We start from the raw sequence: 26,976 nt of genomic DNA, 5'->3' as shown, positions 1-26,976 counted from the left end.
CAGGCCCGTGCCGCCGCCGAGGCCCGCGCCCGTGCCCAGGCAGAGGCCGAGGCCCGCGCCGCCGCCGCGCGTCAGCAGCAATACACCCCGCCCGAGGCAGAGAAGGAACCAGAGGTTGCCAAACAGATCTCCGCTGGACGGACCCCGTCCTCGGTCGCCTCTGCGGCGACGGTCAAGGACGGTATCAGGATCAACCGCACCCAGATCATCGGCACGATCGGCGCCGGCAAGGCCAGCCGCGCCCTGATCCGCCTGTCCAACGGCAAGGTCATCACCCTGCGCCTTGGCGACAAGATCAATGGCGGCAAGATCACCGAGATCGGAAACAGCCGGATCACCTATGTCGCGGGCGGGCGGACAAAGCAGCTTTCGGTGCTAAGCGGACAGTAATGGAAAATTTCCTGCTGCTGGCCACCGTCTATCTGATCACGATGGTGATCGCCGTGCCGCTATCGGCGCGCTTGGGGCTCGGTTCGGTCCTGGGTTACCTGATCTGCGGCATCCTGATCGGCCCGGTCCTGAACCTGACCGGCTCGGAAATGAGCGATCTGCAGCATTTCGCGGAATTCGGCGTGGTCATGATGCTGTTCCTGATCGGGCTGGAACTGGAGCCCCGCAGCCTGTGGAACATGCGCCGCAAGCTGATCGGGCTTGGCGGCACGCAAATCCTGAGCACGATCCTGCTCATCGCGCTGATCGGGGTCGGGCTCGGCCTCGACTGGCCGGTGGCATTGACGGTCGGGATGATCCTGTCGCTCAGCTCGACCGCGATCGTGCTGCAGACGCTGACAGAGAAGGGACTGATGCAGACGGGCGGCGGGCGCTCGGCCTTTTCCGTATTGCTGACGCAGGACATCGCCGTGATCCCGATGATCGCGCTGATGCCGCTGCTGGCCCCCGCCGCTCCGCATGGCGAGGCGGGGCATGGCGAGGACCATATCGGCGAAGCGCTGATGGCGAACCTGCCGGGCTGGGCCGCGACATTGGCCACGCTGGCCGCGGTCGGCGCGGTAATCCTGATCGGGCAATACCTGATCCGCCCGGTCTTCCGCTTCGTCGTCTCGTCCCATCTGCGCGAGATGGAAACGGCGATGGCGCTGCTGATCGTCGTCGGGATCGCCTCGCTGATGATCCTCGTCGGCCTGTCCCCCGCCCTGGGGACATTTCTGGCCGGGGTGATGCTGGCCGGGTCCGAATTCCGGCACGAATTGGAATCGCAGATCGAGCCCTTCAAGGGCCTGCTTCTCGGCCTGTTCTTCATCACCGTCGGCGCGGGAATGGATTTCCAGCTCTTGTTCGACAAGCCGGTCCCGGTGCTTGGCGTCACCACCGCGCTGATCGGCACCAAGGCCGCGGTGCTCTGGCTGATCGCCTACCGGGCAAGAATGGGGCGAAAGGATCGCTCGCTCTTCACCCTGTCACTCGCACAGGCGGGGGAATTCGGCTTCGTCCTGATCTCCTACGCGGTCGCGCTGGCCATTCTGCCCGAGGATCTCGCCAAGGGTTTCCTGCTGGTCATCGCGCTCTCCATGCTGGTGACGCCCCTGCTATTCATCATCCACGCACAGATCAGGCGCCGCCTCAGCGAGATGTCAGAGCCCGATACACCCGATGACGATATCGACGAGCAACAGCCGATCATCATCGCCGGCGTCGGCCGTTTCGGCCAGGTCATCAATCGCATGGTCACCATGTCGGGCTTTCGAACCACGGTCCTGGACCACGATCTCAAGGTGATCCAGGTCATGCGCCGCTTTGGCTTCAAGGGTTATTTCGGCGATCCGACGCGGCCCGAGATCCTTGCCGCCGCCGGATTGGAAAAGGCCCGGATCCTTGTCGCGGCGCTGGACGATCCGGCCGCCAATCTGAAGCTGATCACATATGCGCGCGAACGCCGCCCCGATCTGCATATCATCGCCCGCGCCCGCGACCGGGTGAATGTCTACCAGCTCTATGCCGCCGGGGCGAATGACATCGTGCGCGAATTGTTCGACAGCTCGCTGCGCGCCGGCCGCTATGTGCTGGAGAATGCGGGCCTCTCCGCCTTCGAGGCGGCCGAGCTTGAAAAGATCTTCTACCGGCTCGACCGCGCCTCGCTGCGGGAATTGGCCGAGGTCTGGAAGCCCGGCGTTCCGTTGGAGCAGAACCCCGAATATATCCAGCTCAGCCGGGAACTGAACCGCACGCTTGAAACCGCATTGATGAATCGTTTCGCCGACAATGCCGACGATCCGCCATCCCCTTCCGGAAGCCAACAGGAAACCGGGGCGGATCTTGGTGGCCAGCCCCAACGCACGCCCCTTGGCTGACGCATCCCGCATCCAATGATTCCAGGCAGGAATCCGGAATTTCCCGCTCGAAGTTCCCAGCCCTCTGCAGCATATGGATCAGCGGCTATCCATCCAGCCGTTCGATCCTCCAGCCCCGGTTCTCCAGAAGCCGCAGCACGCCCCTTTCGCCCGGTAGATGCAGGGCGCCGAAGCCCGCGACGACCCCCTTGCCCTCTTGCGCCGCGGCTTCTGCCCCGCCTGTCAGCCGTTCGATCCAGCTTTGATTCCGCCGATCCATCAGCCGGGTCTGGGCGAAGGTGAACTGCTCGTCCACCTCTGCCTTGTCGAGACCCGAGTTCTCATAGGCGTCGAAACGGCCAAATTCCCAGATCGCCCATATATCCCCCGCGAAATAGGCATCCGTCAGGGTCACGGCATAATCGTCGGCATAGATTGCGGCGGGCAATGCCGAACGGATCATGTTTTCCTCTTCCTCGGCGGTCATGCCCGAGAACAGGGTGAATACGGTGTCCCAGGGCTCGAGCGCGCGGATCGGCAATTCCATCTCCTCGGCCTTATCCATCAGCAGGTGATCGAGCCCCTGAATTTCACCTGTCTGCGCCGCCCCCTGCAGCACGCAAGGAGAAACGCCGATCATCATCGCCACATACCAGGGGCGCAGCTTGGCGGTCACGGCGGCGGGCAATCCACGTTCGGCCATGGCCTCGGACAGCGTTTCCCATTCGGCCCTGGTCAGCCGTTCGGGCAATGTGGGCCCATCCTCATTCACCATCAGCGAAGGATCTTCGGTCAATGCCCGGGTCAGCCGCGCCTCTTCCCGGGGACCGGCCTCGACATACAGGGCGGCGGCCTCGTCCAGCGGTTTGGCCAGACGCTCCAGCATGTGTTGATGCCTGGGATCGGGAAAATGATAGGTGCCGACCAGCGTGATCCATGCCCGACCCTTGGTGGCGCGCCACAGGATGCCGCTGTGATAGGGCGTTTCGGCGACCGCCGCATCCAGCCGGTCCTGCCTATCCTTTGGCAGCGCCTCGATGAGGTTCCTGCCCTCGCAGCTCATCGCACCCGCCGCACCGGCCCAAAGCGCAAACAAACCCGCCAGCAAAACCCGCATCCGAAACCCGCCTTCCTCTTGAACTGTCATATGCGGGGCAGGCTGGCATGTTTCAACGCCCCCCGCTAGCGAAATGTCCGTCGAATTGTCCGCACTCCCCGTTGACAGCCGCGCAGCACTTGCCTAGATCAACGCCATTGGCACTCACCGGTAGTGAGTGCCAACAAAGACACTGCAACCTGAAACATCGGAGTGTTCACCAATGGCATTCAAACCGCTGCATGACCGCGTGCTGGTCCGCCGCGTCGAATCGGACGAAAAGACCAAGGGCGGTCTTATCATCCCCGACAGCGCCAAGGAAAAGCCCGCAGAGGGAGAGATCATCTCGGTCGGCGAAGGCGCGCGCAAGGATTCGGGCGAGCTGATCGCACCGGCTGTCAAGGCCGGCGACCGTGTGCTGTTCGGCAAATGGTCGGGCACCGAAGTCACCGTTGACGGCGAAGAGCTGCTGATCATGAAGGAAAGCGACATCCTGGGCATCATCGGCTGATCCAGCCGCGCCCCGGATACGCAACTTCACGATAGAAATTCCAGGAGAATCAAATGGCTGGTAAAGAAGTCAAATTCAGTACTGATGCCCGCGACCGGATGCTGAAAGGCGTCAACATCCTTGCCGACGCGGTGAAGGTGACGCTTGGTCCCAAGGGCCGCAACGTGGTGATCGACAAATCCTTCGGCGCGCCGCGCATCACCAAGGACGGTGTGACGGTCGCCAAGGAAATCGAACTGACCGACAAGTTCGAGAACATGGGCGCCCAGATGGTCCGCGAAGTCGCTTCGCGCACCAATGACGAGGCCGGTGACGGCACCACCACCGCGACGGTTCTGGCCCAGGCCATCGTCCGCGAAGGCATGAAGGCGGTCGCCGCCGGCATGAACCCGATGGATCTGAAGCGCGGCATCGACAGCGCCACCGCCAAGGTCGTCGAGGCCATCAAGGCCGCTTCGCGCCCGGTGAATGACAGTGACGAAGTCGCGCAGGTCGGCACCATCTCGGCCAACGGCGAAGCCTCGATCGGCCGTCAGATCGCCGACGCGATGCAGAAAGTCGGCAACGAGGGTGTGATCACCGTCGAAGAGAACAAGGGCATGGAGACCGAGGTCGAGGTCGTCGAAGGCATGCAGTTCGACCGCGGCTACCTGTCGCCCTATTTCGTGACCAACCCCGACAAGATGGTCGCCGAGCTGGAGGATTGCTACATCCTGCTGCACGAGAAGAAACTGTCCTCGCTTCAGCCGATGGTTCCGCTGCTGGAATCGGTGATCCAGTCGCAAAAGCCGCTGCTGATCATCGCTGAAGACGTCGAGGGCGAGGCCCTGGCCACCCTGGTCGTCAACAAGCTGCGCGGCGGGTTGAAGATCGCTGCCGTCAAGGCTCCGGGCTTCGGCGATCGCCGCAAGGCCATGCTGCAGGACATCGCCATCCTGACCGGCGGTCAGGTCATCAGCGAGGACCTGGGCATGAAGCTAGAGAATGTCACCATCGACATGCTCGGCACGGCCAAGAAAATCCAGATCAACAAGGACAACACCACCATTATCGACGGTAATGGCGACAAGTCCGAGATCGAGGCCCGCGTTTCGCAGATCCGTCAGCAGATCGAAGAAACCACCTCGGATTACGACAAGGAAAAACTGCAAGAGCGCGTGGCCAAGCTGGCCGGTGGTGTTGCCGTGATCCGTGTCGGCGGCATGACCGAAATCGAGGTGAAAGAGCGCAAGGACCGCGTCGATGACGCGCTGAACGCCACCCGTGCTGCCGTTCAGGAAGGTGTCGTGGTCGGCGGCGGTGTCTCTCTGGTCCAGGGCGCCAAGGTCCTGGAAGGCATGAAAGGCGATAACTCGGACCAGAACGCCGGTATCGCCATCGTGCGCCGCGCGCTCGAGGCTCCGCTGCGCCAGATCGCCGAGAACGCAGGCGTCGATGGTGCCGTGGTCGCAGGCAAGATCCGCGAATCCGAAGACAAGACCTTTGGCTTCAACGCCCAGACCGAGGAATATGGCGACATGTTCAAGTTCGGCGTGATCGACCCGGCCAAAGTTGTCCGCACTGCGCTGGAAGACGCGGCCTCGGTTGCCGGTCTGCTGATCACCACGGAAGCCATGATCGCCGAAAAGCCCGAGCCGAAGGGCCAGGGCGGTGGCGCCGGCATGGATGCCATGGGCGGAATGGGTGGCATGGGCGGCATGATGTAATCATCCCCCTGCCCTCTGGCAGATACGGAAAGGGCGCCTTCGGGCGCCCTTTTCTTTTGCGGTGACCGGGCTATGAATGGCAGCAATCGAGCAGGAGGAAATGCAATGAAAACGGCAATCGTCACCGGCGCGGCACGCGGGATCGGTCTTGCGACGGCCAGGCTGTTCGCGGCCGAGGGCTGGCAGGTCGCATTGGTAGACCGCGACAGCGAGGAACTGGCACGCGTCGCACCGGGGATCGCGCAGGGTTTCGCCGTCGATTGCGACATCTCGGAGCCCGACCAGGTCGAGGCGATGGTTGCCGAGGTCATAGCCCGGACCGGCCGCATCGACGCGCTGGTAAACAATGCCGGGATCGCCGATTTCGGCCCCATCGAGCAAACCGATTTCGCCCGCTGGCGCGCCGTCATGGCCACCAACCTGGACGGGACATTCCTTGTCAGCCAGGTCTGCATTCCGGCGCTGAGGAAACAGGGTGGCGCCATCGTGAACATCGCCTCGATCTCGGGTCTGCGCGGCTCGACGCTGCGGGTGGCCTATGGCACCTCCAAGGCCGCCGTCATCCAGCTGACCCGCCAGCAGGCCGCGGAACTCGGCGAATACGGGATCCGCGCCAATTGCGTCGCCCCCGGCCCGGTGCGCACCAAGCTGGCCATGGCCGTCCACAGCCCGGAAATCATCGCCGCCTATCACGACGCGATCCCGCTGAACCGCTATGGCAGCGAGGAAGAGCTGGCCGAGGCGATCACCTTCCTGGCAAGCGAGAAGGCCAGCTACATTACCGGGCAGGTCCTTGCCGTCGATGGCGGTTTCGAATCGACCGGCGTCGGCCTTCCCGCCTTGCGGAAAACCCCTGCCTGAACCGCTTACACGCTGACGACGGGCTCGACTCCCATCGAGTTGCACAGGGATCTGAAGCGGGACTCGACCACTTCTCCGGCCAGCTTCCGCCCCGTCGCCGTCAGCTTCAGCTCAAGCTGTCCTTCATCGGGCCGATATCTGAGCGCCCCGGCCTCGGACGGGTCGTCGATCGAGAACATCGCGCCGAAGCGCATCGCCTTGCCCAGGATCTCGGCCTCGCGCAACTCGTCCCTGGACAGCAGTTCAAAGAGCGGCGCCATCGGCGATTTCGAGCGGCTGTTCTTGTAGCGGTGCAGCAGTGCCAATCCCAGGAAGATCCGTTCCTGATGGCTCAGCGCCGCCATATTGGCGCGGGTCACATTATCGAAACAGACCTCGGCGCGGTAATCGGGATGGGCGCGCCATGTCGTGTCATGCAGCAGGCAGGCGGCACGGATGAGGCGTTCCCGCTCGGGCGGAGCGTCCTGGAAGATCGGCAAGAGAAACTGGTATAGCTGCTTGCCGAATCCGGGCATCCGGGCCATTTGCCTTTCGGTGAACCGGGCCAGTTCGATCAGCGGATCGCGCTGGCGCAACCGGTCGGACATCTGTTCGTAGAGCAGCCCCTCGCGGATACCGTAGCTGGAAACCGCCAGCTCGGTCGGCTTGAATGTCGCGATCAGTTCAGACAGCACCCGTGATGCCAGCGGCACCAGTTCCATCCGCGAAGACGAGATACCGACGCGGCCACGCAACTGGTTCAGATCGTTCTCGGAAATCCAGTCCACCGTCTCGTTCACCGAATCCGGCGTCATGCGGTATTCATGCAGCACGGTCATGGGATAGCCGGTCCGCTCCATGTCCAGCCGGGCAATGGCACGCCAGGACCCGCCGACCAGGTAGATCCGTTCATGATCGGTGCCCAGCTTCGCGGCCAGCTCCGCCATGATCTCGCGGATATGTTTCCTCAGCCCGTCCTTGCCGCCCTGCACCTGCTGGAGCCGGAACGGCCCAAGCTGCGAGGTGGCGCGACGGCCGACCTTGCCGCCCTCGACCTCGGCCAGTTCCATCGAGTTGCCGCCGATATCGCAGACCAGCCCCTTGGCCTCGGGCCAGCCCAGCAGCACGCCCTGCGCCGACAGCCGCGCCTCTTCCTCGCCATCGATGACCCAGAGCTTGAGGCCGGTTTCACGCTCGACGCGTTCCTGGAATTCCGGCCCGTCCTCGGCCTCGCGCACCGCCGCGGTTGCCACGCAGGTCAATGGCTCGATATCCATGCCCTTGGCAAGGGCCGCGAAACGGCGCAGCGCCGCGAATCCTCGCTCGACCCCCGCCGGGTTCAGTCGTCCGGTCGTGGCCATGTCCTGCCCCAGCCCGGCCATGACCTTTTCATTGTAGAAATAGGCCGGCGAGCGCGCGGCGCCGTCGAACACCACCAGCCGGATCGAGTTCGAGCCGACATCGACCACTCCGACCCGTGACAAGGCGCGCTTTGGCAGCTTGGCATAGAAATTGTCGCCGAAAGGCTCTACCACCTGCCCGGTCGAAATGCGGACGCCGTTCATTGCAAAGCCCCCTGCTTGCGCATCGCCTTCGTTAATGGCGTGATCCGCATCGCCCGTCAATCGGCAGAATGGGTCAATGCCGGCACGTCACGCGCACCTGCCGTGCCACGCCCCGAAAGCGACGGGTTTTCCATGAAGAAGCGATGACAGTTGAACAGATCCTCGCGCCCGTCGGGCAGGTAGCGGACAAATCGCCCATCCGGCTGCAAGAGCCAGCTCTGCGCCTCGTCGGCCATGTTCGCGGCCATGATCTGGCTGGTGATCTGGGCCTTGACGGTCTCGTTATGGCATTCGACCAGCGTCTCCACCCGCCGCGACAGGTTACGCCCCATCCAGTCGGCCGAGGAAAAGAACACCCGCGCCTTTTTCGACGGCAGTCCGTGGCCATTGCCAAAGCAGACGATACGGGAATGTTCGAGATAACGGCCAATGATCGATTTCACACGAATATTTTCGGACAAACCCTTGATGCCTGGCCTTATCCCGCAAATCCCACGCACCACGAGACTGATCTGGACCCCGGCATTGCTGGCCGCGTAGAGCGCCTCGATCACATCGGTCTCGATGATCGAATTCATCTTGGCCCAGATCGCCGCCGGGCGTCCCTGCCGGGCCAGTTCGGCCTCGCGTGCGATCAGGGCCAGCAGGTTTTCCTTCAAGTCGATGGGCGAGATCGACAGGTTCTCCAGCCCGTCCGGTTGAACATATCCCGACAGGTAATTGAAAACCTTGGTCGCGTCCCTCCCCAAGGCCGGATCGCAGGTGAACATGGACAGATCGGTGTAGATCCGCGCCGTGATCGGGTGGTAATTGCCGGTGCCGTAATGGGTATAGGTCACCAGCGCGTCACCCTCGCGCCGCACCACGGTGCTGATCTTGGCATGGGTCTTGTAGTTCACGAAACCATAGACGACATGCGCCCCGGCCCGCTCCAGCCGCCGTGACTGGCGGATATTGGCGGCCTCGTCGAAACGCGCCTTCAACTCGACAAGAGCGGTGACGGATTTGCCCGCCTCGGCCGCCTCGCACAGCGCCTCGACGATCGGGCTGTCGCGGCTGGTGCGGTAAAGCGTCTGCTTGATCGCCAGCACGTTCGGATCGCGCGCTGCCTGGTTCAGGAAACGCACCACCATGTCGAAAGTCTCGTATGGGTGATGCAGCAGCATGTCCTTTTGCCGGATCGCCGCGAACATGTCGCCATGATGGTCCTGCACCCGCTCGGGCACGCGCGGGGTGAAGCCGGGCCATAACAGGTCGCGGCGATGGTCCAGCACGAGTTCGCCCAAGTCGGCCATGCCCAGAAGCCCCTCGACCTCGACCACCTCGTCCCGGGTGACTTCCAGTTCCTCCATGATCAGGCGCCGCAGCCGGTCAGGCGCCCCGGCGGTGATCTTGAGCCGGATCACGCTGCCCCGGCGGCGCCGTTTCAGCGCCGTCTCGAATTCGCGGACCAGGTCCTCGGCCTCTTCCTCGACCTCCAGATCGCTGTCGCGCAGCACCCGGAAGGCGCAATGCCCGGTGTCGCGGTAGCCGGGAAACAGGCTGGACAGATGCATCAGCAACAGATCCTCCAGCCGCAGGAAGCGCTGGCCGCCGGGCAGCGGGATGAAACGCTGCAACTGTGCCGGGATCGGCAACAGCGCCTGCATCCGCTGGCCGTCGGTTTCGCGCGCCAGTTCCAGGGCCAGAGAAAAGCCGGCATTCGGAATGAAGGGAAAGGGATGCGCCGGGTCGATGGCCAGCGGCGAGAGCACCGGGAATACCTTGTTCTCGAAATGCTGCCGCAGGAACTCCTCTTCCGCGCGGGTGATATTGCCGCGCGACAGGATCATGATCCCCTGCTCTTCCATCTCGCGCCGCAACCGGTTCCAGACGCCCTGCTGCGCGCTCATCAGACGGCGGGCATCGGCATCGATCAGCTTCAACTGCTCGGCAGCGGTCAGCCCGTCATCGGAGGGCGAGGTATTGCCTTCGCGCACCAGTTCGCGCAGGCCGGCCACGCGGACGGTATAGAATTCATCGAGATTGCCCGCGCTGATCGACACGAAACGCAACCGTTCCAACAACGGCACCCGGGCGTTCCTCGCCTCGTCCAGGACCCGCCAGTTGAAGCTGAGCCAGCTCAGCTCGCGGTTGAAGAACCGCGCAGGCCCCTCGGGGGTGCCCGAAGGCAGTTCTTTGGGTTCCGGGAAGGGATTTCGAAGGAAGTTGGCCTGGGTCATGCTGTCCGGATAAGATTCGAGGGGCGAAAAATCGCCGGCGGATCATGCGTCAACCGGGGACAGTTTGTCCAGCAGATCGGCGGCGATCCGGCGGGTTACCGGCCCCTTGCGCGCCATCGCGGCCCGGTCCATCGCGGCGACCAGGCGGCGCGCCAGTCCAAGATCGCGATCCATGCGCAGCACCAGCCACTCGATCAGTCCGGCGGAAACGGTCAATTGCCGGTCGGCGAACAGCTTGACCAGCACCGCGGCCAGGAGCGCCTCGTCCGGCGGGCCCAGCCTGACCTGCGCCATCGCATCCATGCGCGAACGCAGATCGGGCAGCAGCAGCCCCCAATCGCGCGGAGCGCTGCGGGCGGTCAGAAGGAACAGGCAATCGCGCGCGGCGCAGAGATTCCACAGGTGGAACAACGCCTGCTCGGCCCCGGCGGCAAAACCCGCATGGTCGGCATCCTCGACCACCAGCGCACCGCCCTCGGCCACGAGGTGATCGGCCATCTCGGGATTCAGCCCACCCGCCGCGACCTTGCGCGCGCCGTTCTCGGCCGCCCAGAAGGCCGCCATATGCGACTTGCCCGCGCCTTCCGGCCCGATCAGCAGCATCCGTCCCCGCGGCCAGTCCTGAGGTGCGTCCAGGGTCAAGAGCGCCGCTTCATTCGCAGTGGCGGGCAGGAAATCGCCACGCGAAAAGGCCGGTGGCGTGGTCAGGTCGAGGGTCAATTGCCTGGGCAAACCGATATCTCAGCCCTGCCTGTTCGAGGCGTCATGCTGCACCGGCTCGCCTGCCTCGGCGATCCGCTTGTCATCTTCCGCTTCCTCGCGCCGATAGGTCTCGCGCAGATCCGCCGCCAATGTGCCACGCGGCGCCAGCTCGACCAGCACCGGCGGCGCCGGTTCGGGCGGGGCCGATTTGCCGGTATAGAGCGGGCTTTCCAGGTAGCGTTCGATCAGGAACCGGGTCAGCACCCCCAGGGCGGCGGCCAGCGGCACGGCCAGCACCAGCCCGACAAAGCCGAACAGCGCGCCAAAGACCGACAGGGCAAGCAGCAGCCAGACCGGGTGCAGCCCGACATGCCCGCCGACGATCTTGGGCTGCAGGTAATTGCCCTCGACCACCTGCCCGATGGCAAAGATCACCACGACGGCGCCGATCCAGAGCGGATCGCCCCAGAAACTGAACAGCGCGACGCCGATGGCAGTGGCCCCGCCGATCAGCACGCCGACATAGGGGATGAAGGACAGCACCGCCGCCATGATGCCGATGAAAAAGCCGAATGGCAGGCCGACCAGCGCCAGCGCCAGCGAATACCAGGTTCCGAGGATCAGGATCACCAGCCCCTGCCCGCGCAGGAAACCCGACAAGGCGCCGTCGACCTCGGTCGCGAGGCGGCGGACCGTGCCGGCATGTTCGCGGGGCAGCAGCGCATCGATCCTCTCGACCATCCGGTCCCAGTCCAGCAGCAGGTAAAATGTGACCACCGGCACGATCACGAAAAGCGCGATGACCCCGAACACGCCCCGCACCGAGCCCAGAAGCGTGCCCGCGAATTTGCCGAGCTGTTCGCCCATGGTCTTGCCCAGGTCGCTGATGGCCGAGCCGATCGTGCCGCCTTCGGGCACCAGTTCGGGGAAATGCGTGGTGACGAAGCCGCGCGCCTTGTCCATCATCTCGGGGGCCGTCTCGATCAGCGCCGTGGCCTGGCGCAGCAATGTCGGCACGATCAGCAGGATCACGGCGGCAAGCATGAACACCGCCCCGGCGGTGATCACCACCACCGCCATGGTCCGCGACAGGCCCATCCGCTCCAGCCGGTCGGCAATGGGATCCAGCATATAGGCGATGCCCGCCCCCAGCAGGAAGGGCAGGATCGCCTGCCCCAGCAGCCACATGGCCACGAACAGCACCAGCGCCGCGACACCCCACCACATCACCTGTTTCCGCACCGGCACGCTCATCGCGTCTCTCCGCTTGAATGATACGGGGCGAATGTGGCGGTCTTGGCGGGGGGTTGCAAGATGCGGCATGATGATCGCCCTCTCGACTTCTTGGCAAGCGCATCCCGATCCGCTAACCCTCGGCCCGACCCGAACCCAAAGGACCACGCCATGCGTCTGTCGCGCTATTTCCTGCCCGTCCTGAAAGAGGACCCCAAAGAAGCCCAGATCGTCAGCCACCGGCTGATGCTGCGCGCCGGCATGATCCGGCAGCAGGCAGCGGGGATCTATTCCTGGCTGCCGCTCGGCTACAAGGTGCTGCGCCGGATCGAGCAGATCGTGCACGAGGAACAGCAGCGCGCCGGACATATCCCGCTTCTGATGCCGACCCTGCAGCCGGCCGACCTGTGGCGGGAAAGCGGCCGTTACGACGACTATGGCGAGGAAATGCTGCGCATTCGCGACCGGCACAAGCGCGATCTGCTATACGGTCCCACCAACGAGGAGATGATCACCGACATCTTCCGGTCCGGCAATATCAGCAGCTACAAGGATCTGCCGCTGACGCTCTATCACATCCAGTGGAAGTTCCGCGACGAGATCCGCCCGCGTTTCGGCGTCATGCGTGGCCGCGAGTTCCTGATGAAGGACGGCTACAATTTCGACCTGACCAAGGAAGACGCGTTGCACGCCTATAACCGGCACCTGGTGACCTATCTGCGCACCTATGAGCGGATGGGCCTGCAGGCGATCCCGATGCGCGCCGATGGCGGGCCGATCGGCGGGGATTACACGCATGAATTCCTGGTGCTGGCCGACACCGGCGAATCCGAGGTCTTTTATGACAGCGAGATCACCGACCTGACCTTTGGCGACCGGCAGATCGACTATGACAGCAAGGACCAGTGCCAGGCCGTGCTGGAAGAATTCACCAGCCGCTATGCCCGCACCGACGAGACCCATGACGACGCCCTGTTCCAGCAGGTCCCCGAGGCCCGCCGCCGCGTCGCACGCGGGATCGAGGTCGGCCAGATCTTCTATTTCGGCACCAAGTATTCCGAGCCGATGGGGGCGACGGTCGTAACCCCCGACGGCAGCCGCGTGCCCGTCCACATGGGCAGCCACGGCATCGGTGTCAGCCGCCTTCTGGGCGCGATCATCGAGGCCAGCCATGATGACAAGGGTATCATCTGGCCCGAAGGCGTGACGCCCTTCCATGCCGGAATCGTCAACCTGAAACAGGGCGACAGCGCCACCGACAGCGCCTGCGAGACGATCTATGCCGAGCTTCGGGCGGCGGGGCTGGATCCGCTTTACGACGACCGCGACGAACGGGCGGGCGCGAAATTCGCCGGCATGGACCTTATCGGCCTGCCCTGGCGGGTCACGGTCGGGCCGCGCGGGCTGGCGAATGGCAAGGTCGAACTGACCAATCGCCGCAGTGGCGAAAGCGAGGAAATGTCGCCCAAGGATATCGTGGCGCGGCTGAGCTCGATCTATGCGCCGGTGCTCAACACGGCGGTGATCGACAAATGATCCGGCTGCTGCGGCTGGCGGCGGCGGTTCTCTGCGCGGCCGTCCTGTCGCAGTTCCCGGCCTTTTCTGACCAATATCTGCAACGCCTCGGCGGCCAGGTCGATGCATTATCGCGGGTGGCCGAGGATTTCGACGGCAGCGCCCGCAAGGCCGGGCTGACGCGGGACCAGGCGCTCGCCGAGCTTTCGGGGAGCGGTTTCCGCGATGCGCACCGGGCCGATATGCAGCGCGTCTTCATCCGCCTGAACCGTGCGCGGAACGATCTGGAGATGCTGCGCGCCGCCGCCCCGCTGGAACGCCTGCTCCTGCCTCACCGGCTTCGCGATCCCGAGACCCTGAGCGCGACCTGGAGCGATTTTCGCCCTGCGGCTCCGGTCACCGGATCGGGCTTCATCGCGGCCGCCATCGGCCTTGTTCTCGGGTGGCTGGGAATCGGTTTGGCCGCCTTGCCTTTCAGGCGCCGTCAGGACCCCCTCGGCTGGCGTTGAGCCCGCCGGACTTCCTTGTCAAAAGCGTGTAATTCCCCCAGACAAGTCGCTTTCCTTTTGTGAACGGGGCTTTTAACCTGCAAGACAGGATGTTGTTCCAACAGGGAGACAAATCGATGAAAAAACTTCTTCTTGCAACCGCCGCAACAGCGCTTGCAGCGGGTGTCACGAGTGCCGAGGAAATCAAGCTGGGCACATCGCTCGGCTTCACCGGACCTCTGGAATCCATGGCGCCCGCGATGCAGGCCGGGGCCGAACTCGCCGCCAAGGAGATCAGCGATTCCGGCCTGCTGCTTGACGGCTCGACCGTGACGCTGGTCAAGGGCGATTCGACCTGCGCCGATGCCGCTGCCGCGACCGCCACCGTGGAACGCCTGATTACCGCCGAAAAGGTCAGGGGTATCGTCGGCGGCATGTGCTCGGGCGAGACCATCGCCTCGCTGGAAAACGTGGCCGTGCCGAATGGCATCGTGATGATCTCGCCCTCGGCCACCTCGCCCGCCCTGTCCGAGATCGAGGATAACGGGCTGTTCTTCCGCACCTCCCCCTCGGACGCGCGCCAGGGCGAAGTGATGGCCAATATCATCATGGACAAGGGCATCCAGAACGTTGCCGTGACCTATACCAACAACGACTACGGCAAGGGCCTTGCCGAAAGCTTCCAGGCCGCGTTCGAGGAAAAGGGCGGCACGGTGACCGTCAACAGCGCCCATGAAGACGGCAAGGCCGATTATTCGGCCGAGGTGGCGGCGCTGGCCGCAGCCGGAGGAGATGCGCTGGTCGTGGCAGGCTATGTCGATCAGGGCGGCTCGGGCGTGGTGCGCGCCGCGCTGGATACCGGCGCCTTCGACACATTCGTCTTCCCCGACGGCATGGTCGGCCAGGCACTGGTCGATAATTTCGGCACCGAGATCGACGGCAGCTTCGGCCAGAATCCCGCGGCCGAGGGCGAGGGCCGCGACACCTATGTCGCGATGGCCACAGAGGCGGGCTTCGACGGCACCGGCGCCTTCTCGGCCGAGGCCTATGATGCAGCCGCGCTGATGCTGTTGGCCATGGCCGCTGCCGGTTCCAGCGATCCGGGCAGCTACAAGGACAAGATCATGGATATCGCCAATGAGCCGGGCGAGAAGATCCTGCCGGGCGAATTGGCCAAGGGGCTGGAAATCATCAATGGCGGCGGCGATATCGACTATGTCGGGGCCACCTCGGTCGAACTGGTCGGCGCTGGCGAATCGGCAGGCGTCTATCGCGAAGTCGCCTTCAACGGCGGCGCGCTGGAAGTCGTCGGCTATCGCTGAGCAGATCACGAAGAGCAGGCCCGGCATCCCCTCGTGGGAGCCGGGCCGATTAACATATAATCAACCGCCTTGGCGGAAAAGCTTCACCGCATAGAGTGAAGGCAGGGAACAACGCATGATAAGGGTCGAAGACCTTCACCGGCATTTCGGCGGGTTTCGCGCCGTCGATGGTGCCAGCCTGAGCATCGAATCCGGTTCGATCACCGGGCTGATCGGGCCGAACGGCGCCGGAAAATCAACATTATTCAACGTTATAGCAGGCGTCTTGCCACCCACTTCGGGGCGCGTCTTCATGGATGGCCAGGACATCACCGGCCTGCCTCCGCATGAGCTTTTCCATCGCGGATTGCTGCGCACCTTCCAGCTTGCGCATGAATTCGCCTCGATGACGGTGCGCGAGAACCTGATGATGGTTCCGGGCGGACAGACCGGCGAGACGATCTGGAGCACGTGGCTGCAGCGCGCCCGGATCGAGCGCGAAGAGGCGGAACTGCACAAGAAGGCCGACGAGGTGCTGGACTTCCTGACCATCCGCCACCTGGCGCATGAAAAGGCGGGCAACCTGTCGGGCGGGCAGAAAAAGCTGCTGGAACTGGGCCGCACCATGATGGTCGATGCCAAGGTGGTATTCCTCGACGAGGTCGGCGCCGGCGTGAACCGCACGCTGCTGGGCACGATCGGCGACGCCATCGTGCGGCTGAACCGCGAGCGCGGCTACACCTTCTGCGTGATCGAGCATGACATGGATTTCATCGCCAAGCTTTGCAACCCGGTCATCGTCATGGCCACCGGCCAGGTGCTGGCCGAGGGCGCGGCCGACGAGATCATGCAGAACGAGGCCGTGATCGAGGCTTACCTGGGCACCGGTCTGAAGAACAAGATAAAAGCAGAGGCCGAAGCATGAGCGACAGCCACTATCTTTCCGCAACCGGCATGCGCGGCGGCTATGGCAAGGCGGATATTCTGGATAACTGCACCCTGACCGTGGACAAGGGCCAGATCGCGGTGATCGTGGGGCCGAACGGTGCAGGCAAATCCACCGCGATGAAGGCGGTATTCGGCATGTTGCATCTGCGCCAGGGGCGCGTGACGCTGGACGGGGAGGACATCACCGCCTTGTCCCCGCAGGATCGGGTCAAGAAGGGCATGGGCTTCGTGCCGCAGGTGAACAATGTCTTTCCCTCGATGTCGGTCGAGGAAAATCTCGAAATGGGCGCCTTCATCCGCGAGAACGACATCAGGACCACGATGGAGCAGGTCTTTGACCTCTTTCCCGTCCTCAAGGACAAGCGCCGCCAACCCGCCGGAGAGCTCTCGGGCGGACAACGCCAGCAGGTGGCCGTGGGCCGCGCCCTGATGACCCAACCCCGGTTGCTGATGCTTGACGAACCGACCGCGGGCGTCAGCCCCATCGTCATGGACGAACTTTTCGACCGCATCATCGAGATCGCCCGCAGCGGAATCTCGATCCTGATGGTCGAGCAAAACGCCCGGCAGGCGCTGGAGATCGCCGATATCGGCTATGTCCTCGTGCAGGGCGCCAACCGCTATACCGACACCGGGCAGGCGCTCTTGGCCGATCCCGAGGTCCGCCGCACATTCCTGGGGGGCTGAGAGATGGATATCCTGAACGCCGTCGTCGCGATCCTGAACTTCGTCGTCATTCCCGCCGCCGCCTACGGGGCACAGCTTGCGCTCGGCGCGCTTGGCGTGACGCTGATCTATGGCATCCTGCGCTTTTCCAACTTCGCCCATGGCGACACCATGGCTTTCGGCACCGCCGTCACCATCCTTGCGACTTGGGGGCTGCAGGCGCTTGGCATTTCACTGGGGCCATTGCCGACCGCCCTGCTCGCCCTGCCCGTGGGCATTGCCGCAACCGCCGCCATGGTCCTTGCCACCGACCGCACGGTTTACCGGTTCTACCGGGCGCAAAAGGCCAAGCCGATCATCCTGGTGATGGCCTCGGTCGGCGTGATGTTCCTGATGAACGGCTTCACCCGCCTGCTGATCGGCGTGGACGAGCAACGCTTTGCCGATGGCGCCCGTTTCATCATGGATGTCCGCAGTTTCCGTGAATTGACCGGGTTGAAGGAAGGACTGGCCTTCAAGACCACGCAGGGGCTGACCATCGTCATCGCGGTAATCGTGGTCTGGGCGCTGTTCTGGTTCCTGAACCGCACCAAGTCGGGCAAGGCCATGCGCGCCTATTCCGACAACGAGGATCTGGCGCTGTTGTCGGGCATCGATCCCGAAAAGGTGGTGCGCATGACCTGGATCATCGCCGCTGCGCTGGCGACCATCGCCGGAACCCTTTACGGCTTGGACAAGGCTTTCAAGCCCTTCAATTATTTCCAGATCCTGCTGCCGATCTTCGCCGCCGCGATCGTCGGCGGTCTCGGCAACCCGGTGGGCGCGATCGCGGGCGGCTTCCTGGTCGCATTCTCGGAAGTCGCGGTCACCTATCCATGGCTGAAGATCGCCGGCTACCTCTTCCCCGACTGGCAGCCCGGCGGGCTGCTGCAATTGCTGGGAACGGAATATAAATTCGCCGTCAGCTTCGTCATTCTGATCGTGGTGCTGCTGTTCCGCCCGACCGGGCTGTTCCGCGGCAAATCGGTATAAGGGAGGGCTCGCGCATGTCCACGAACCGTCAAGCCGCAAGCGCCAGCATCTGGCGCGCGCCCGTGCTCTTCGCCATCCTCGCTGCTCTTTTCGTCCTTGAGGGGACGGTCAGGAACGGGATGTTCTCGGGAAGCTGGAACACCTCTCTGGCAATCCTCAACATGGGGCTGATCTCGGCCATCACCGCCCTCGGCGTCAACATGCAATGGGGCTATGCCGGGCTGTTCAATGTCGGCGTGGTGGGCTTTCTCGCCCTTGGCGGGCTGGCCCCGGTGCTGATCTCGACGCAGCCGGTCGAGGGCGCGTGGGAGGCCGGGGGCCCCCGCCTATTGATCGCGCTGGCGGCAGCGGTCGGTACGCTGGCTCTGGCCGCACAGGTCCGCAAACGCCTGCCTAAATGGCGTGGGCTGGCGGTGACCGCGGTGTTGATCGGTGGCTTCATCATCTATCGCTGGCTTTTCGATCCGGCAGCAACCGCGATCGAGGCGAACAACCCCGCCCGCCATGGCAATATCGGCGGGCTGGGCCTGCCGGTGCTGCTGTCTTGGGCGGTGGGCGGTGTCTTTGCCGCCGCCGCCGCATGGGCGGTGGGCAAGGTGGCATTGGGGCTGCGCTCGGACTATCTTGCCATCGCCACGCTCGGCATCGGCGAGATCATCGTCGCCGTACTAAAGAACGAGGACTGGCTCGCCCGCGGCGTCAAGAACGTCACCACCATCCCCCGCCCCGTCCCCTTCGAGATCCAGTTGCAGCGCAACCCCGAATTCCTCGAACTGGCCAATAGCTGGGGCATGGCCGCCTCCACTGCCTCGGGGATCTGGGTCAAGCTGTGCTACATGCTGCTGTTCCTTGTCGTGCTGCTGTCGATCATCCTCTTGGCGGAACTGGCGCTGAAATCGCCATGGGGCCGGATGATGCGCGCGATCCGCGACAATGAAACGGCGGCCGAGGCGATGGGCAAGGATGTGACCGCCCGGCATCTGCAGGTCTTCATTCTCGGCTCGGCGGTGATCGGGATCGCCGGGGCGATGATGATCACGCTGGATGGGCTGATGGCGCCGGTGGGATACAACCCGCTGCGCTATACCTTCCTGATCTGGGTGATGGTGATCGTCGGCGGCTCCGGCAACAACTGGGGTGCGGTTCTGGGCGCGGTGCTGATCTGGTTCCTGTGGATCAAGGCCGAGATCTGGGGACCGGAACTGATCGCGCTGCTGACCTCGCCCATGCCTGACGGCAACCTGAAGGCACATCTGCTCGCCAGCGCCGCCCATATGCGTTTCATCGCCATGGGGCTGGTGCTGCTTCTGGTGCTGCGCTTCGCGCCGCGCGGGCTGGTGCCCGAGAAATAGATGGCCCGCGCAGACCGGTCCCACCGTCGGGCGGACATATCGCTTTATGCCCGCCCGGCCCGATCCGTCCTTGCAGCATCCTGCCTGCATGCCTATATTCGACCTGTTCGGCTTCGGCCGGGCTATGGACATAAACGCGCTCGTAATAAGCGGATCGGACCCGGGGGCGGTACCCGGCGGCTCCACCAAATACCCTCATTGGGGGAACATGGGGCCGAAACAGGATCGACGAACGTCTAAAGGGGTTTGCTTTGTCCCGGTGAGCTACCACCGTTATCGGTGCTCAATGTACAGTTGCCAATGACAACCGTGCTCCGGTGGCCGTTGCTGCGTAAGCAGTAACCAAACCGAAACCTTAAGCCCTGACGCCTAGCAGCTTCAGGCGGGGCCCGCAGGAGCCTGGCAACAGAATCCTGCACCTTTCATTTCCCGTTCGGTAACCATCTGTAGCCGCGGCCAGCCCGGGACACGCGCTCGCCTGACGAGAAGCGGCACGAAGATTTACCCGGCGGCGACCTTGCCAAGGACAAGCAAGGTCATCATCCCGAGCGGTGGAAGCGATCTTTTCTCCTCAAGAACCAGATCCTCCTCTTGCAGGACCCTGTCCATCTGGAAATCGGAATGCCAGCCGATCGTATTCGAGAGCGGGGCGAAAGCCCGTTCCAGCCTTGCGATAACGCCTTCTGTCCGGGCGAAGTGATTGGTGATCACCACCTTGCCGCCCGGTTTGCAGACCCGCGCGATCTCGGACATCACCCGCTCCGGCTCGGGCACGACCGACAGGACATGCATCGCCGCGACCGTGTCGAAGTGATTGTCCGGGAAATCGAGGCTGCGCGCATCCATCTGCCGAAGACCGGCGACGTGATCCAGCTTCATCCGCTCCACCTTGGCGACGGCCTTTTGCAGCATATCCTCGCTGAAATCGATTCCGGTCACCCGCATCCCGGGGCTGTAATGCTCCAGCGACAGGCCGGTGCCGACCCCGACTTCGAGAACGCTTCCGGGACGGCTGTTGATGTGCTCCACCGTCCTGCGCCTGCCAAGATTGGTGACGGCTCCGAAGGTGCTGTCATAGACCGGGGCCCAACGGGAATAAGAGGTTTGAACGGCATCTATATCCATGTCTGCTCCTTATCGGCCCGAAGGACGTTTCTTGTCGATACCCGCCCAGATCACCATCCCGATATAGCCAAGGCAGAGCGCGATCAGCGTGATCCAGGCAAAGATCAGAAGCGCGGCCCCGATAATGGCCACTCCGATGAGGAAGAACCTCACATTCCCGCGTGAGATCCTGGTGGTCTTGAACGACCAGGTCGGAATCCGGCTGATCAGCAGAAAGCCGATGAGGATCATGTAGATGCAAATGACGAGTCCCGGCAGCATCGGTGCGTCGGCGAAGGTAAAGGACATATATATCGGCAACATGACAAGCAGGGCACCGGCGGGGGCGGGCACGCCCTCGAAATAGGCGCAGTCATGATCCTCGTCACCGGATTTGTTGCCGACATTGAACCGTGCCAGCCGCATGACGCAGCAGATCGCGAAGATCAGCACGGATATCCAGCCCAGGCCACGGATGTCCTGCAAGGCCCAGAAATAGAGCGTGAGCGCCGGGGCGACCCCGAAATTCAGGAAATCGGCAAGGGAATCGAGTTCCGCGCCGATCTTGCTGCAACTGCCGAGAAGCCGGGCGATCCGCCCGTCCATCGCATCGAGGATGCCCGCCGCGATGATCAGCTGGACGGCGAGCGTGTAGTTCCCCTGCACCCCGAAGCGAATGGCGGACATGCCGGCGCAAATGGCCGTGATGGTCAGCACATTCGGCAGCAACTGGATCAGCGAAAACTCGGTTTCGGATTTGTTCGAGGGTTCCGCCATGGGGTCTTTTACATGTCCCGGGGCGGGGAAGGCAAATCGGCCAGGACGGTTTCACCGGCAACCATGGTCTGCCCGATGCTCACCAGTGGCGTTACCCCCTCCGGAAGATAGACATCCAGCCGCGAACCGAAACGGATCAAGCCAAAACGCTCCCCGGTCCGCAGCCGGTCCCCCGGCTTGACGAAGCAGAGGATGCGCCGCGCCACCAGGCCGGCGATCTGCACGACGGCCAGATCCCGCCCGTCCTCCATGCGGATGCACAGGCCGTTGCGCTCGTTGTCGGCGCTGGCCTTGTCCAGCGAGGCGTTGAAGAACTTGCCCGGACGATAGGCGACCGACGTGACCTCGCCCGCGATCGGAGCCCGGTTCACATGGCAGTTGAACACGCTCATGAAGACGCTGATCCGGGTGAGCGCGACATCCGGCATGCCAAGCTCGGCAGGTGGCACGGCCTTTTCGATGAGCGAGACGACCCCGTCCGCCGGGCTGACGATCACCCCGGGGCGTGCGGGGGTGACTCGCTCCGGATCGCGGAAGAAGTAATAGCACCAGACGGTCAAACCGACACCGATCCAGCCCAGTAGATCCGACAGCAGGAACAGGCCAAGTGTCACGATAGCGAAGATCGCCACGAAACGGATGCCCTCCCGGTGCATCGGCTTGATGAATGTATCGCGCATGCGCATGTGGTCCTGCTCTCCCCCCTTGAGCGTGGTTTTCAACGGACGAACGGAATGACGGCCCGTCATTCGCGAGCTTCCCGGCCCTGCGGCCATCGCCCCGGCAGGGATTAGCCCATGGCGGCCGGGAAAGATATACCAAATGCGGCGCGGCGGCTCGGTAGCCGCTGCGAAGCGGTTTCGGGACTGTCCGGCTGACGGCGGTCAGAGCGCATCGCGGGATTGACCGGGCGTCGTTTTCAGAGGTCCATATCCTCGCAGATGGTTGAAGCGGCTTCTCTCGATCAGTCCGGTCATCCATCACCTACCGGCATCAACAGGAACGTGATGACATGGGCCGAACCAATCCGGCTCATTCCGCAGCGGTGGCATGTCCGGCCAAACGGGCATGCAAATCCTCGCGCCGCAGGTCGGATTTCGGCCCCTGCATGATGGCCCGGCCACGCTCCAGCACCAGGAACCCGTCACCCAGTTCCCACGCGAAATCGAAGAACTGCTCGACCAGGATGATCGCCATGTCTCCCCGGTCGCGCAAGGCGGCGATGACGCGGCCGATCTGGGCGATGATATTGGGCTGGATGCCCTCGGTCGGCTCGTCCAGCAACAGCAGGCGGGGGCGGGTAATCAGCGCGCGGGCGATGGCCAGTTGCTGCTGCTGCCCGCCCGACAGATCACCGCCACGCCGATCCGCCATCTCCGCCAGAACCGGGAAGCTGTCGAATATCTCGTCGGAAATCCGGCGTTCGGACCGGGGCAGGCAGGCAAAGCCGGTCTCCAAGTTCTCGCGCACCGTCAGCATCGGGAAGATCGCGCGTCCCTGCGGCACGTATCCCACGCCCATCCGGGCCATGGCCTGCGCGGTCAGGCGATCCAGCTTGCGTCCGTCGAATTCGATCTCGCCGCCCGAGCGCGGATGCCGCCCGGCCAGCAGGTTCAGGAGCGAGGTCTTGCCCACGCCGTTATTGCCCATCACGCAGGTCACCTGCCCGGGATGGGCGGCGATATCGATGCCGTGCAGGATTTGCGAGCCGCCGTAATGCAGGGTCAGGTTGGTGGCATTCAGCATGATCAGCGTCCCAGATAGACTTCGATGACTTGCGGATTGCGGGTGACGTGATCGAGGCTGCCCTCGGCCAGGACCGAGCCCTGATGCAGCACCGTCACCTTGCAATTCAGGCGGCGGACGAAATCCATGTCATGCTCGACCACCACCACCGCCCGTGTCTCGGCCAAGCGGCGCAAGAGCGTGGTGGTCTGCTCGCGCTCGGCCAGGGTCATGCCCGCCGCCGGCTCATCGACCAGCAACAGCCGCGGTTCCTGCGCCAGCAGCATGCCGATCTCCAGCCATTGTTTCTGGCCATGGCTCAACTCGCCCGCCTTGCGGTTCACCTGCCCGGCCAGCCCGACCTCGGCGGCAAGTTCCGCGACACGCTGATCCGACGATGGCGAGGGACGCCAGCCCAGAACACTGAAGGGATTGCGATTGGCCCTGAGCGCCATGGTCATGTTGTCGGCAACGGATTGATCCTCGAAAACGGTGGGCCGCTGGAACTTGCGACCGATGCCTGCGCGGGCGATCTGCGCCTCGTTCATTTTCAGCAATGAGCGGGAATATTCCCCCCATCGCACATCGCCCTCATCCGGGCGGGTCTTGCCGGTGACGATATCCATGAAGGTGGTCTTGCCCGCGCCATTGGGGCCGATCACCGCACGCAATTCAGCCGCGCCGATATTGAAGGACAGGTTGTTGATCGCCCTGAACCCGTCGAAACTGACCGAAACGCCCGAGACTTCCAGTAATGCGCTCATGATCCGCTCTCCCTGCGGCGGGTGAACAGATCGAAGAACCCGGCGATGCCCCGGGGCGCGAACAGGGTGACAAGGACGAATGACAGGCCAAGCGCCACCTGCCACCAATCGACCCATTTGACGACATAGCCCGGCAAGGCGAGATCGGGCGCGCGTCCGCCGGTGAACCAGCTTGACAGCAGCGAGACGGCAACCGCGCCGATCACCGCGCCATAGAGCCTTCCACGTCCGCCGATGGCGACCCAGACAGCAAGATAGATCGAGGCGATGGGCGCCAGTTCCGCCGGGTTGATGATCCCCGCCTGCGGGTAATAGAGCGCGCCCGCGACAGCGGTGATCATGGCGGCAAGGGTGAAGACCACCAGCTTGAAGCCTTCAACCGGGTAGCCAAGGAAGCGCACGCGGGTTTCGTCGTCGCGGATGGCGCGAATCACCGAGCCGAACTTGCCGCCGACCAGCCACGCGATCAGCACATATCCAAGCCCGAGCGCGGCGGCAGAGGCCCAGAGGAACCAGATCGACAGCCGCGCCTGCGACACGCCGTCGAGGCCGGGGATATTCTGCAAGCCCGACAGCCCGTTATTGCCGCGAAAGCCGGAATCGTTCTGGAACAGCCACAGCGCGAGCGCCAGCGTCATGGCCTGCGTCAGGATCGACAGGTAGACCCCGTTGACCCGCGAGCGGAATGCCAGCCAGCCGAAGAGCAGCGCCAGCAGGCCGGGCACCGCGACGACCAGCAGCAATTGGAGCGGCAGCGAATGGGCAAAGCTCCAGACCATTGGCAGGTCCGACGAGCCGACCACGCCGAAAATCTGGCTGGCGGTGGCTTCTTGCAGTTCCAGCGGCGTGGGCGGGATCGGTGCCTGCGCCAGCGAGGTGGCGACGATCGCCTCGGTCCTTGCATACATCAGCCATTGGCCGATCATGTAGCCGCCAAGCGCGAAGAAGGCCATCTGCCCGAGGCTGAGGATGCCGATATAGCCCCAGACAAGGTCCATCGCCACGGCGGCAAGGGCAAGGCACAGCGTCTTGCCCAGCACCTTGACCATCGAGGTCGGGACCGCGCCGCTGCCATAGGCCTGGCTCATAAGGGTGACGGCGACGGTAAAGACCGCCAGCGCGGCCAGCATGACCAGCACCGAAGGGTTGCGCAGGATGAAGGGTTTGCGGGTCATTTACGCCTCTGCCGCGCGGCCCTTTTGCGGGATGATCCCGCGCGGCCGGAACTGGATGAAGATGATGATGAACAGGATCATGAAGGTCTGCGCCGCCAGCGTGTTCGAGGGGTTCAGCGACTCGATGATCTTGGAGAGCGCGCCGATCAGCCCCGCCCCCGCCAGCGTGCCCCAGATATTGCCGACACCGCCGACAACCACGGTCATGAAGCTTTGCACGATGTAATCCTGCCCCAACTCTGACGTGACCTTGGCGAAGAGCCCGATGGCCACGCCCGCGATACCGGCGATGCCGGAGCCGAGGCCAAAGCTCAGCATGGCGATACGGTCAGGGTTGATGCCCATGCTTGCCGCCATGCCGGGGTTCTGGGTAACGGCGCGAACTTCCAGCCCCAGCCTCGTGCGCTTCATGATGAAGAGGAACAGCCCGAGGAACAGCAGCGCCAGCACGAAGATCGCCACCCGGATCGTCGAGATCGAGATCACATCGTTGAAGGTGATCGCCCCTTCCAGCCATTCCGGCGCGGTCAGCGGGCGGGCCTGGGTGCCGAAGACGTTCTTGGCGATCTGTTGCAATGCGATGGAGACGCCAAAGGTCGCCAGCAGGGTTTCCAGCGGGCGCTTGGCAAGATGCCGGATCACCAGCCGCTCCAATGCCACACCGGCGGCGAAGGTGACGGCGAAAGCGGCAGGCAGGGCGACGATCAGCGACAATGTGCGGTCCGGTATCAGGGTCTGGACGACATAGCCGGTATAGGCGCCCATCATGATGAATTCGCCATGCGCCATATTGATGACCCGCATGACGCCGAATGTCACGGCAAGCCCGATGGCGGCAAGGAAATAGATCGAGGCGAATGACAGCGCGTCAAGCCCCAGGTCGATCCCCTTCATCGCCGCCAGTCGCACCTGCGCCCGCGTCTGCGCGCCTTGGCGGCCTCGGTGACATCCGGGTTCGGTTCGGCATAGACCTCGTAATAGCGATGCGCGTCGATGGCCTCTTGCGCCTCGGCCTCGGTGGCCGCTGGTGTAACGGTGCCCGCCGCCTCCAATGCCTTGTAGGCGCGGTCGCGGGCTTGCGGGTCGCCCAGATCCGCCACCGGAATGCCGCCGACCTGATCATCCGCGATATTGGCGATCAGGATGTCGCGCTGCGCCGCCATGGTCAGGCGGGGCTGAGCGAGTTCCTGCGATTTCAGCAGATCATAGGCAGCCTCACGGGACAGTTCGTCACTGCCGGGTTTGATCTCGCGGGCAATATTGGCGTCCCCCGGCGCTTCGGTCGCGGCAATCCGGCGGGTCGCCAGCAGCGGGTTGAGCACCCCGCGGAAATCCAGGCCGACATCGCCCGACATTTCCTTCAGCGCCGCAACCCGGGCCTGCGGGTCGCTGTCATACTGGATGGTCAGCAGGGTCAGCAGCCGTTCCTTTCGGGCCTGCAACGCCGGATCCGGATCGGGTGGAGCATCACGCAGCGCCACCAGATGCTCTTCGGAACCCGAGCGGGCGATGGAGTCCAGTGCCTGCACCCGAATTTTCCGGTCGGGATCGGATATCTGGCCGGCGACCAATGCCGAGTCGATCAGCCCGCGTACGCCGGAATTGGGACGCAGCATCTTCGGATCCGCCCCGGCCACCGCCTCGCCGGTCGCGGCATCGGCCATATCGTCGCCGGTGACGATCACAACGCGCCCGTCATCGGTCAGCCCAAGCCGCCGGTCGGTCCATGCGGCCAGCATCGCCTCGCCTGAAGGCCCGGTCGCGGCGATCTGCTCGATCAACGGCCCCACCGTCCGCCGCGAGGGGCGCTCTATCTGATCCAGATTTTCGGCGATCAACGCATCCAGTTCAGGATTGGCCTGCGCCGGAAGAGCGGGAACCAGAAGCATCAGCACAAGCGCGATGAGCGACAGGGCACGGAGCGAAGATGTCACGTTTGCTTTTCCCGAGTTTGAGGGGGGAGGAC

Annotated in this window: 22 protein-coding genes, 1 other RNA gene and 2 pseudogenes; 13 read left to right on the top strand and 12 right to left on the bottom strand. The window is 63.8% G+C overall.

The genetic code is table 11. The features are described 5' to 3' along the window. Together A7A09_RS20920 and A7A09_RS19115 are read left to right on the top strand one after the other, a co-directional pair. Positions 1-390 (top strand): annotated as a pseudogene (locus A7A09_RS20920) (pilus assembly protein PilP); the annotation flags it as partial. After that, positions 390-2,309, top strand: a complete 1,920-nt coding sequence (locus A7A09_RS19115; RefSeq protein WP_106692873.1) for a monovalent cation:proton antiporter-2 (CPA2) family protein — start codon at positions 390-392, stop codon at positions 2,307-2,309. The pseudogene A7A09_RS20920 and the gene A7A09_RS19115, both read left to right, overlap by 1 nt. Before the next feature lie 85 nt (positions 2,310-2,394). On the opposite strand, the gene A7A09_RS19110 is transcribed toward A7A09_RS19115, so the two are convergent. Beyond that, a complete protein-coding gene (locus A7A09_RS19110) occupies positions 2,395-3,405 on the bottom strand; it encodes a TraB/GumN family protein (RefSeq protein ID WP_106692872.1) in 1,011 nt (336 codons plus the stop codon). A 202-nt stretch (positions 3,406-3,607) separates the two neighbouring features. Here A7A09_RS19110 and A7A09_RS19105 point away from each other — a divergent pair, with 202 nt between their 5' ends. From A7A09_RS19105 to A7A09_RS19095, 3 genes are all read left to right on the top strand, one after another. Further along, positions 3,608-3,895 (top strand): co-chaperone GroES, encoded by a 288-nt coding sequence (locus A7A09_RS19105; RefSeq protein ID WP_106692871.1) that lies wholly within the window; start codon positions 3,608-3,610, stop codon positions 3,893-3,895. Between the two features lie 53 nt (positions 3,896-3,948). Further along, complete coding sequence (gene groL, locus A7A09_RS19100) at positions 3,949-5,601, top strand: chaperonin GroEL (protein WP_106692870.1); 1,653 nt, start codon at positions 3,949-3,951, stop codon at positions 5,599-5,601. Positions 5,602-5,706: 105 nt separating this feature from the next. Beyond that, positions 5,707-6,462 carry an SDR family NAD(P)-dependent oxidoreductase gene (locus A7A09_RS19095; RefSeq protein ID WP_106692869.1) on the top strand — a complete coding sequence of 252 codons (756 nt, stop codon included), beginning with the start codon at positions 5,707-5,709 and terminating at the stop codon, positions 6,460-6,462. Positions 6,463-6,467: 5 nt separating this feature from the next. Here the strand turns inward: A7A09_RS19095 and A7A09_RS19090 are convergent, their stop codons facing one another. Genes A7A09_RS19090 through A7A09_RS19075 form a run of 4 tightly spaced genes read right to left on the bottom strand, consistent with a single transcriptional unit; the run spans position 6,468 to position 12,184 of the window. After that, positions 6,468-8,006 (bottom strand): Ppx/GppA family phosphatase, encoded by a 1,539-nt coding sequence (locus A7A09_RS19090; protein ID WP_106692868.1) that lies wholly within the window; start codon positions 8,004-8,006, stop codon positions 6,468-6,470. A gap of 56 nt (positions 8,007-8,062) precedes the next feature. Next, positions 8,063-10,228 carry an RNA degradosome polyphosphate kinase gene (locus A7A09_RS19085; RefSeq protein WP_106692867.1) on the bottom strand — a complete coding sequence of 722 codons (2,166 nt, stop codon included), beginning with the start codon at positions 10,226-10,228 and terminating at the stop codon, positions 8,063-8,065. A gap of 42 nt (positions 10,229-10,270) precedes the next feature. Beyond that, positions 10,271-10,960: a P-loop NTPase family protein gene (locus A7A09_RS19080; RefSeq protein WP_106692866.1), complete on the bottom strand. Its 690-nt coding sequence runs from the start codon at positions 10,958-10,960 to the stop codon at positions 10,271-10,273. A 9-nt stretch (positions 10,961-10,969) separates the two neighbouring features. Continuing rightward, the gene (locus A7A09_RS19075; protein WP_106692865.1) at positions 10,970-12,184 is read right to left on the bottom strand and encodes an AI-2E family transporter; all 1,215 of its coding nucleotides are present in this window, start codon (positions 12,182-12,184) and stop codon (positions 10,970-10,972) included. Positions 12,185-12,334: 150 nt separating this feature from the next. Here A7A09_RS19075 and proS point away from each other — a divergent pair, with 150 nt between their 5' ends. From proS to ssrA, 8 genes are all read left to right on the top strand, one after another. Beyond that, positions 12,335-13,699: a proline--tRNA ligase gene (proS, locus tag A7A09_RS19070; RefSeq protein WP_106692864.1), complete on the top strand. Its 1,365-nt coding sequence runs from the start codon at positions 12,335-12,337 to the stop codon at positions 13,697-13,699. Further along, a complete protein-coding gene (locus tag A7A09_RS19065) occupies positions 13,696-14,187 on the top strand; it encodes a DUF2937 family protein (protein WP_106692863.1) in 492 nt (163 codons plus the stop codon). Before proS ends, A7A09_RS19065 begins: the two co-directional genes overlap by 4 nt. Positions 14,188-14,303: 116 nt before the next feature. Continuing rightward, positions 14,304-15,488, top strand: a complete 1,185-nt coding sequence (locus A7A09_RS19060; RefSeq protein WP_106692883.1) for an ABC transporter substrate-binding protein — start codon at positions 14,304-14,306, stop codon at positions 15,486-15,488. A gap of 115 nt (positions 15,489-15,603) precedes the next feature. Beyond that, positions 15,604-16,392 carry an ABC transporter ATP-binding protein gene (locus A7A09_RS19055; RefSeq protein WP_106692862.1) on the top strand — a complete coding sequence of 263 codons (789 nt, stop codon included), beginning with the start codon at positions 15,604-15,606 and terminating at the stop codon, positions 16,390-16,392. Then, the gene (locus tag A7A09_RS19050) at positions 16,389-17,102 is read left to right on the top strand and encodes an ABC transporter ATP-binding protein (RefSeq protein WP_106692861.1); all 714 of its coding nucleotides are present in this window, start codon (positions 16,389-16,391) and stop codon (positions 17,100-17,102) included. Before A7A09_RS19055 ends, A7A09_RS19050 begins: the two co-directional genes overlap by 4 nt. A 3-nt stretch (positions 17,103-17,105) precedes the next feature. Beyond that, on the top strand, positions 17,106-18,113 hold the full coding sequence (locus A7A09_RS19045) for a branched-chain amino acid ABC transporter permease (RefSeq protein WP_106692860.1): 1,008 nt from the start codon (positions 17,106-17,108) through the stop codon (positions 18,111-18,113). Between the two features lie 14 nt (positions 18,114-18,127). Next, positions 18,128-19,465, top strand: a complete 1,338-nt coding sequence (locus tag A7A09_RS19040) for a branched-chain amino acid ABC transporter permease (RefSeq protein ID WP_106692859.1) — start codon at positions 18,128-18,130, stop codon at positions 19,463-19,465. A 66-nt stretch (positions 19,466-19,531) separates the two neighbouring features. Beyond that, positions 19,532-19,885: a transfer-messenger RNA gene (gene ssrA / locus A7A09_RS19035) on the top strand. A gap of 81 nt (positions 19,886-19,966) precedes the next feature. On the opposite strand, the gene A7A09_RS19030 is transcribed toward ssrA, so the two are convergent. The 7 genes and pseudogenes from A7A09_RS19030 to urtB form a co-directional block, all read right to left on the bottom strand. Beyond that, positions 19,967-20,590, bottom strand: coding sequence for a class I SAM-dependent methyltransferase (locus A7A09_RS19030; protein WP_106692858.1), 624 nt, complete (start codon positions 20,588-20,590; stop codon positions 19,967-19,969). A gap of 9 nt (positions 20,591-20,599) precedes the next feature. After that, entirely contained in the window at positions 20,600-21,346 is a 747-nt protein-coding gene (pssA, locus tag A7A09_RS19025) for a CDP-diacylglycerol--serine O-phosphatidyltransferase (RefSeq protein ID WP_106692857.1), read from the bottom strand. 8 nt (positions 21,347-21,354) lie between these two features. Beyond that, complete coding sequence (locus A7A09_RS19020) at positions 21,355-22,095, bottom strand: phosphatidylserine decarboxylase (protein ID WP_106692856.1); 741 nt, start codon at positions 22,093-22,095, stop codon at positions 21,355-21,357. A gap of 283 nt (positions 22,096-22,378) precedes the next feature. Next, on the bottom strand, positions 22,379-23,092 hold the full coding sequence (urtE, locus tag A7A09_RS19015; protein WP_106692855.1) for an urea ABC transporter ATP-binding subunit UrtE: 714 nt from the start codon (positions 23,090-23,092) through the stop codon (positions 22,379-22,381). 2 nt (positions 23,093-23,094) lie between these two features. Continuing rightward, positions 23,095-23,835, bottom strand: coding sequence for an urea ABC transporter ATP-binding protein UrtD (urtD, locus tag A7A09_RS19010; protein ID WP_106692854.1), 741 nt, complete (start codon positions 23,833-23,835; stop codon positions 23,095-23,097). Then, positions 23,832-25,010 (bottom strand): urea ABC transporter permease subunit UrtC, encoded by a 1,179-nt coding sequence (gene urtC / locus A7A09_RS19005; protein WP_106692853.1) that lies wholly within the window; start codon positions 25,008-25,010, stop codon positions 23,832-23,834. Before urtC ends, urtD begins: the two co-directional genes overlap by 4 nt. After that, positions 25,011-26,923, bottom strand: a pseudogene (gene urtB, locus A7A09_RS19000) (urea ABC transporter permease subunit UrtB). Between the last annotated feature and the right edge of the window lie 53 nt (positions 26,924-26,976).

The sequence above is a fragment of the Paracoccus methylarcula genome, from assembly GCF_003007735.2.
GTDB lineage: Bacteria > Pseudomonadota > Alphaproteobacteria > Rhodobacterales > Rhodobacteraceae > Paracoccus > Paracoccus methylarcula.
The sequence above is the reverse complement of the archived record's forward strand: the minus strand, read 5'-3'. Positions and strand labels throughout refer to the sequence as shown.

What these genes read in the sequence shown, in the direction of transcription:
- A7A09_RS19115 (WP_106692873.1), top strand. Translation starts at nt 390, where the DNA reads ATGGAAAATTTCCTGCTGCTGGCCACCGTCTATCTGATCACGATGGTG.
- A7A09_RS19110 (WP_106692872.1), bottom strand. Translation starts at nt 3,405, where the DNA reads ATGCGGGTTTTGCTGGCGGGTTTGTTTGCGCTTTGGGCCGGTGCGGCG.
- A7A09_RS19105 (WP_106692871.1), top strand. Translation starts at nt 3,608, where the DNA reads ATGGCATTCAAACCGCTGCATGACCGCGTGCTGGTCCGCCGCGTCGAA.
- groL (WP_106692870.1), top strand. Translation starts at nt 3,949, where the DNA reads ATGGCTGGTAAAGAAGTCAAATTCAGTACTGATGCCCGCGACCGGATG.
- A7A09_RS19095 (WP_106692869.1), top strand. Translation starts at nt 5,707, where the DNA reads ATGAAAACGGCAATCGTCACCGGCGCGGCACGCGGGATCGGTCTTGCG.
- A7A09_RS19090 (WP_106692868.1), bottom strand. Translation starts at nt 8,006, where the DNA reads ATGAACGGCGTCCGCATTTCGACCGGGCAGGTGGTAGAGCCTTTCGGC.
- A7A09_RS19085 (WP_106692867.1), bottom strand. Translation starts at nt 10,228, where the DNA reads ATGACCCAGGCCAACTTCCTTCGAAATCCCTTCCCGGAACCCAAAGAA.
- A7A09_RS19075 (WP_106692865.1), bottom strand. Translation starts at nt 12,184, where the DNA reads ATGAGCGTGCCGGTGCGGAAACAGGTGATGTGGTGGGGTGTCGCGGCG.
- proS (WP_106692864.1), top strand. Translation starts at nt 12,335, where the DNA reads ATGCGTCTGTCGCGCTATTTCCTGCCCGTCCTGAAAGAGGACCCCAAA.
- A7A09_RS19065 (WP_106692863.1), top strand. Translation starts at nt 13,696, where the DNA reads ATGATCCGGCTGCTGCGGCTGGCGGCGGCGGTTCTCTGCGCGGCCGTC.
- A7A09_RS19060 (WP_106692883.1), top strand. Translation starts at nt 14,304, where the DNA reads ATGAAAAAACTTCTTCTTGCAACCGCCGCAACAGCGCTTGCAGCGGGT.
- A7A09_RS19055 (WP_106692862.1), top strand. Translation starts at nt 15,604, where the DNA reads ATGATAAGGGTCGAAGACCTTCACCGGCATTTCGGCGGGTTTCGCGCC.
- A7A09_RS19050 (WP_106692861.1), top strand. Translation starts at nt 16,389, where the DNA reads ATGAGCGACAGCCACTATCTTTCCGCAACCGGCATGCGCGGCGGCTAT.
- A7A09_RS19045 (WP_106692860.1), top strand. Translation starts at nt 17,106, where the DNA reads ATGGATATCCTGAACGCCGTCGTCGCGATCCTGAACTTCGTCGTCATT.
- A7A09_RS19040 (WP_106692859.1), top strand. Translation starts at nt 18,128, where the DNA reads ATGTCCACGAACCGTCAAGCCGCAAGCGCCAGCATCTGGCGCGCGCCC.
- A7A09_RS19030 (WP_106692858.1), bottom strand. Translation starts at nt 20,590, where the DNA reads ATGGATATAGATGCCGTTCAAACCTCTTATTCCCGTTGGGCCCCGGTC.
- pssA (WP_106692857.1), bottom strand. Translation starts at nt 21,346, where the DNA reads ATGGCGGAACCCTCGAACAAATCCGAAACCGAGTTTTCGCTGATCCAG.
- A7A09_RS19020 (WP_106692856.1), bottom strand. Translation starts at nt 22,095, where the DNA reads ATGACGGGCCGTCATTCCGTTCGTCCGTTGAAAACCACGCTCAAGGGG.
- urtE (WP_106692855.1), bottom strand. Translation starts at nt 23,092, where the DNA reads ATGCTGAATGCCACCAACCTGACCCTGCATTACGGCGGCTCGCAAATC.
- urtD (WP_106692854.1), bottom strand. Translation starts at nt 23,835, where the DNA reads ATGAGCGCATTACTGGAAGTCTCGGGCGTTTCGGTCAGTTTCGACGGG.
- urtC (WP_106692853.1), bottom strand. Translation starts at nt 25,010, where the DNA reads ATGACCCGCAAACCCTTCATCCTGCGCAACCCTTCGGTGCTGGTCATG.